Origin of the sequence: Cyanobium sp. LEGE 06143, from assembly GCF_015207535.1 — a bacterium.
Classification (GTDB): domain Bacteria; phylum Cyanobacteriota; class Cyanobacteriia; order PCC-6307; family Cyanobiaceae; genus NIES-981.
Genome location: NZ_JADEWP010000181.1, coordinates 1 through 5,290 on the forward strand (window position 1 = coordinate 1; position 5,290 = coordinate 5,290).

Below are 5,290 nucleotides of genomic sequence, written 5' to 3' on the forward strand. Positions count from 1 at the left end.
GAGGTGATCGGCATCAACACGCTCGTGCGGCAGGGGCCGGGCGCTGGGCTGGGCTTTGCGATTCCGATCAACCGGGCCCGTGACATCGCCAGACAGCTGCTCGCCACCGGCAAGGTGAGCCATCCGATGATCGGCATCGTCATGGACCTGGTGCGCCCAGGCGATGGCACGGGGCTGACCAGGGGGGTGCGGGTGGCCTCGGTGCTGGCCGACGGGCCTGCTGAGCGAGCGGGTCTGCAGCAGGGCGATGTGGTGGTGGCGGCCGGCGGGGAAACGGTGCTGGAGCCTTCCCAGGTGGTGGCTGCGGTGGAACGGGCCGGCGTGGGCGGAGAGATCACCCTCAACATCAGCCGGCAGGGTCAGAGCCGGAATGTGACGCTGGTGCCGGTGCAGATGGGCGGAGCCTGACAGCGCCGCCCCCGGCCTGAGCGGTTCACGCCTCCTGCCCCCAGGTGTTGGGCTGGCCGCCGCCGAACTGGGAGGGGGCACCGAGCTGTTGACGCATCACCCACTGGGTGGCTGCTTTCTGGCTGTGCCAAGCCTGCAGGAGCTGCTTGGCGATCCCTTGCAGGGCCTGGAGGTCGGCGGTGTCGTCGATGGCACGGCTCATCCTTTCCAGCTCGAATTGCTGACCGAGGCTGAGGGAGAGGGGTTCCGACATGGCAGGCGTCGCGAAGGGGCGATGGACCAGGCCAAAGCTACAAACTGTTTCAGTCCTGCTCGTAGCCGTTGCAACAGGGCGGCTTTGTTGTCCTCGTTTCCTGTTATGTAGGACGCGGCGGCGGCCCCTCAGGCGGCCTTGCCCTTCCCCTTGCGGCCAGCCGCCCTGGCCTGCTGTTTCTCCCGGTTGGCTGCTGTCTTCGCCGCCTTCGCCTCGCTGATGGCCAGCTGGCGCGCCAGTTCCGCCTCCTCCTCCTTTTTCTCCAGGTAGTAGGCGTAGTCGCCCCGGTACAGCACGAGCTCACCATCGCGGATCTCCACGATGCGGTTCGCCACCCTGCTGATGAAGTAGCGGTCGTGGCTCACGAGCAAGGCAGCCCCCTCGTAGGCGATCAGGGCGTCCTCGAGCATCTGTTTGGCGGGGATGTCGAGGTGGTTGGTGGGCTCATCGAGCACCAGCAGGTTGCAGGGGGTCAGCAGCATCAGGGCCAGGGCCAGCCGTGCCTTCTCGCCGCCGGAGAGCTTGCCGGCCTGCTTGAACACGCTCTCGTTGCTGAAGCAGAAGTTGCCGAGCAGGGAGCGCACCTGGGTCTGGGTCCAGTCGGGCACCACCTCGAAGATCGTGTCGATCACGGTCTTGCTGAGGTCCAGGGCCTCGGCCTGGTTCTGCTCGAAGTAGCCGGCGATAACGTTGTGTTCGCCGAGGCGGGCGTGGCCCTCGCTGGGCTGCTCCATCCCCATCACCAGGCGCAGCAGGGTGGACTTGCCGGCGCCGTTGGGGCCCACGAAGGCGATGCGGTCGCCGCGTTCCACCTCCTGGCTCGCTCCCAGGAAGAGGATCTGATCGCCGTAGCTGTGGCTGAGGTCGGCGATCTCGGCCACCAGGCGGCCGGAGCGGGGCGCTTCGGGGAACTGGAAGCGGGGCCCGCCGATGCTCTCGATCGGCGCTTCCACCCGCTCCACCTTCTCCAGCAGCTTCTCGCGGCTCTTGGCCTGGGTGGAGCGCGTCGCGCTGGCCCGGAAGCGGTCGATGTAGGCCTGCTGGCTGGAGAGCTCCTTCTGCTGGCGCTCGAAGGCGGCCTGGGTGGCCTCCCGCTCCAGGGCCTTCTGCTCCAGGTGGTGGCTGTAGTTGCCCAGGTAGGTGCGGGAGACCCCGCGCTCGGTCTCCACGATCTGGGTGCAGACCCGATCCAGAAAGGTGCGGTCGTGGCTGATCACCACCTGGGCGGCGCTCTGCTGGATCAGATAGCCCTCGAGCCACTGGATCGTCTCCACATCCAGGTGGTTGGTGGGCTCGTCGAGCAGCAGCAGATCGGGCTCCTGCAGCAGGATCTTGCCCAGGGCAATGCGCATCTGCCAGCCGCCGGAGTAGTCGCCCACCAGCTGTTCGGCCCCCTCGGCGCTGAAGCCGATCGTGGGCAGCAGCTTGTCGATGCGGGCGTCGAGCTCGTAGCCGTGCAGGGCCTCGAAGCGGCTGTGCAGGCGGCCCAGCTCCTGGATCAGCTCGTCGAGGTGATCGGGGTCGCTGGCGGCCTGATCGCTGGCCATGGCGTGCTCCACTGCGTGCTGGCGCACCAGCACCTCGGCCGCTTCGCCGAAGGCCTGGAACAGCTCCTCGCGCACGGTGCGCTCCAGGTTCACATCGAATTCCTGTTGCAGGTAGGCGATGCGGGGATCGCCCTGCTTCACCACCTGGCCGCTGCTGGCCTCCTCCAGGCCGGCGATGATCTTCATCTGGGTCGACTTGCCCGCCCCGTTGTCGCCGACCAGCGCCACCACCTCGCCGTCGCCGAGCGTCATCGAGAAGGGCCGCGACTGCGGCGAAAGTCTCAGGTCGCGGGCCTCGAACACCGGACGCGCGGCGTCCTGGACGTCCACCGCGACGAGATGCATGGCACGTMCCAGCAGGGCCAGCACCGGCAGCAGGGCCAGGCCCGACACCAGCACCACGCCCGCCCCCAGCAGCGACCGCTGGGGCAGGTGGGTGGATGTGGGCCAACGGGGCCAGGGGGCTGGACGCCCCCCCGGCCCCTGGACGTCTGCGGAATGGGCGATCACTTCCAGCCGCTGGCCTGCATCAACGCCACGGCGTCCTGGTTCTTGGTGCCCATCTGTTCAGCTGAGACGCCGTTGGCCTTGAAGGTGCCGAAGGTCTTGAGCACCTCATTATCGCCGTAGCCGCTGAGGGGGTACTCATTGTTGGCTTCGGCGTAGCCCTTGCCGCCGGTGGGGGAGGCCAGAAACTCGAGCAGCAGCCGGGCTCCTTCAGGATTGCTGGCGTGGCGGGTCACGCCGGCACCGCTGATGTTCACGTGGGAGGGATCGGGGAACACCACCTTGAGCTTGCCAGCCAGCTCCTTGTCCTCCGCTCCGTTCTCGCCCGAGAGCATGCGCGCCACGTAGTAGGTGTTGACCACCGCCACACCACAGTCGCCCTTGGCCACGGCCCGGGACATGGGGGTATCCGACGTGAAGAAGGGCTGCTCGACGTTGGCCACCATGCCCTGCACCCAGCCCTTGGTGGCGTCGTCGCCCTGCTGGATCATCTGGTCTGCCACCAGGGACTGGTTGTAGACGCTCTTGCTGTTGCGCAGGCAGAGCTGGCCCTTGAGCTCCGGCTTGGTGAGATCGGCGTAGGTGGTGATCGTGGCGGGATCCACCAACTCGGGATTCACGATCACGGCCCGCACCCGGCGGGTGAGGCCGAACCAGCGGCCCTTGGAGTCGCGCAGCTCGGCGGGTACGTCCTGCTGCAACGCTGGCGACTCGGTGGGCTGGAACAGATCCATGCGGGTGGCCTTGTCCAGCCGGGCCGCATCCACCAGCACCAGCAGGTCGGCGGGGCTGTTCTCACCCTCGCTGCGCAGGCGCTCGATCAGGGCGTCGTCCTTGGCCTCCAGCAGCTTCACCTCGATGCCCGTGCGCTCGGTGAATTCCTTGTAGAGCTCCTTGTCGGTGTTGTAGTGGCGGCCGGAATACACGCCCACCTCGGTACCAGCCAGCTCAGGCGGCACGGCGGAGGAATCGGCTGCATCCTGCTTCTGGTTGGCGCATCCGATGGCACCAAGGGAGACGACCAGAGCCAGAGCCAGTTTGCCAACGGCACGTCCGCTCAGGGTTGAAGAGATCATTCGGGACGCTTGGCGTCAACAACCTCCAGAACCTAGGGATCACCCCAGCCGTGGATCCGTGCCAAAGAGGCAGGGGCGCGTGACCATTGATACGGCCCTGGGATCAGCCGTTGCGGCGAACGCGCACGGGCACGAGGGCCGGCTGCATCAGGCCGCCGCCGCCGTTGTCGTCGTCGGAATCCGTGGTGAGCCAGAACGCCAGACCGAGAACGCCCAGAACGCCGATGCACAACAGCAATTCAGCCATGTTGTTCTCAGGAATGTGGGGATGCTAGCCAGGCTGTCTGGTGCGGGTGTAACGGGGATCACCGTTCTCAGGGACGGTGATCCCGACACCGGCTGCTCGGAAACGGAAGCTGGCGATCAGGAGCGCGCCGGTCCGGTGGGGGCAGCGCTTGATCAGCCAAAGCCCTTGCCGGCATCCTTGGCCACGCAGGCCTGCAGTTGGCGGCGCAGCTGGTCGTGGTTGAGCTCCTTGCCGATCAGCACGATCTGGTTCTGCCGCTTCGCCGTGGGCCAGTCGCTGTCATCGATTGAAAAGCGCTTGCCCGCCAGATGGAACACGTGGCGCCGCTCACTCTCGTTGAACCAGAGAATCCCCTTGGCCCGGAACACGCCGGCAGGAAGCTGGTTGTCGAGGAAGTTCTGAAACTTCCGCAGCGAGAAGGGCCCCTCGCTCTCGAACGAGAGGGACGTGTAGCCCTCGATGGCGGCATGGTCGGGATTGCTGCCGTGGTCGTGGTTATGGCTGTGGCTGTGGTTATGGCTGTGGTCGTGATGCCCGTGCTCTTGGTGGGGTTTGTGTTCGCAGTGGCCGTGGTCGTGGTCGCAGTGGCTGTGGTCTTCGGCGGCCGGTGCCGCCGCGGGCTGGGCCACGAGGCGATCGCTCTCGAACAGCCCCACGCTGAGCAGCAGCGGCAGCGGCACCTCCCCCTTCACCGAGCGCAGGATGCGGGCATCGGTCTTGATCTCGCGCAACTGCCGCTCCAGGGCCTGGAGTTTCTCCTCCTCCACCAGATCGCACTTGTTGAGCAGCAGCATGTCGCCATAGACGATCTGGGCCCGGGCCACCTCCCCCTCCAGCAGATCGGCGCTGAAGTTCTCGGCGTCCACCAGGGTGATGATCGAATCCAGGCGGGTGGTGTCGCGCAGGTCGCTGCCCAGGAAGGTCATGGCCACCGGCAGTGGATCGGCCAGGCCGGTGGWCTMCMYSRYSRKGKAGWCCACCGGCTCGGGGCGCTCGAGGATGCGGTACACGGCATCCAGCAGCTCACCGTTGATCGAGCAGCAGATGCAGCCGTTGCTGAGCTCCACCATGTCATCGCCGGTGGCGATCACCAGTTCGTTGTCGATGCCGATCTCGCCGAACTCATTCACCAGCACGGCGGTCTTGAGCCCCTGCTGGTTGGTGAGGATGTGGTTCAGCAGGGTGGTTTTACCGGCGCCCAGGAAGCCGGAGAGGATCGTCACCGGCAGGGCGGCGGGGGCTGTGGGACTGG

The 5,290-nt window shown here is 66.7% G+C and carries 5 protein-coding genes and 1 pseudogene; 1 reads left to right on the forward strand and 5 read right to left on the reverse strand.

The genetic code is table 11. The features are described from left to right. The coding region (locus IQ216_RS11495; protein ID WP_193815564.1) for a S1C family serine protease at positions 1-408 on the forward strand (408 nt) is incomplete at its 5' end. A 25-nt stretch (positions 409-433) separates the two neighbouring features. Here IQ216_RS11495 and IQ216_RS11500 read toward each other — a convergent pair. The 5 genes and pseudogenes from IQ216_RS11500 to IQ216_RS11520 form a co-directional block, all read right to left on the reverse strand. Then, a complete protein-coding gene (locus IQ216_RS11500) occupies positions 434-661 on the reverse strand; it encodes a hypothetical protein (protein ID WP_193815399.1) in 228 nt (75 codons plus the stop codon). 128 nt (positions 662-789) lie between these two features. Continuing rightward, positions 790-2,718, reverse strand: a complete 1,929-nt coding sequence (abc-f, locus tag IQ216_RS11505; protein ID WP_370566726.1) for a ribosomal protection-like ABC-F family protein — start codon at positions 2,716-2,718, stop codon at positions 790-792. Continuing rightward, positions 2,715-3,674, reverse strand: coding sequence for an extracellular solute-binding protein (locus IQ216_RS11510; RefSeq protein ID WP_225875799.1), 960 nt, complete (start codon positions 3,672-3,674; stop codon positions 2,715-2,717). Before IQ216_RS11510 ends, abc-f begins: the two co-directional genes overlap by 4 nt. A 220-nt stretch (positions 3,675-3,894) precedes the next feature. Beyond that, positions 3,895-4,038, reverse strand: coding sequence for a hypothetical protein (locus tag IQ216_RS11515; protein WP_186699175.1), 144 nt, complete (start codon positions 4,036-4,038; stop codon positions 3,895-3,897). Positions 4,039-4,190: 152 nt separating this feature from the next. Next, positions 4,191-5,290: pseudogene (locus IQ216_RS11520) on the reverse strand (GTP-binding protein); the annotation flags it as partial.

Excerpts from the sequence above, each read along its gene's own strand:
- IQ216_RS11500 (WP_193815399.1), bottom strand. The coding sequence starts at position 661 with ATGTCGGAACCCCTCTCCCTCAGCCTCGGTCAGCAATTCGAGCTGGAA.
- IQ216_RS11515 (WP_186699175.1), bottom strand. The coding sequence starts at position 4,038 with ATGGCTGAATTGCTGTTGTGCATCGGCGTTCTGGGCGTTCTCGGTCTG.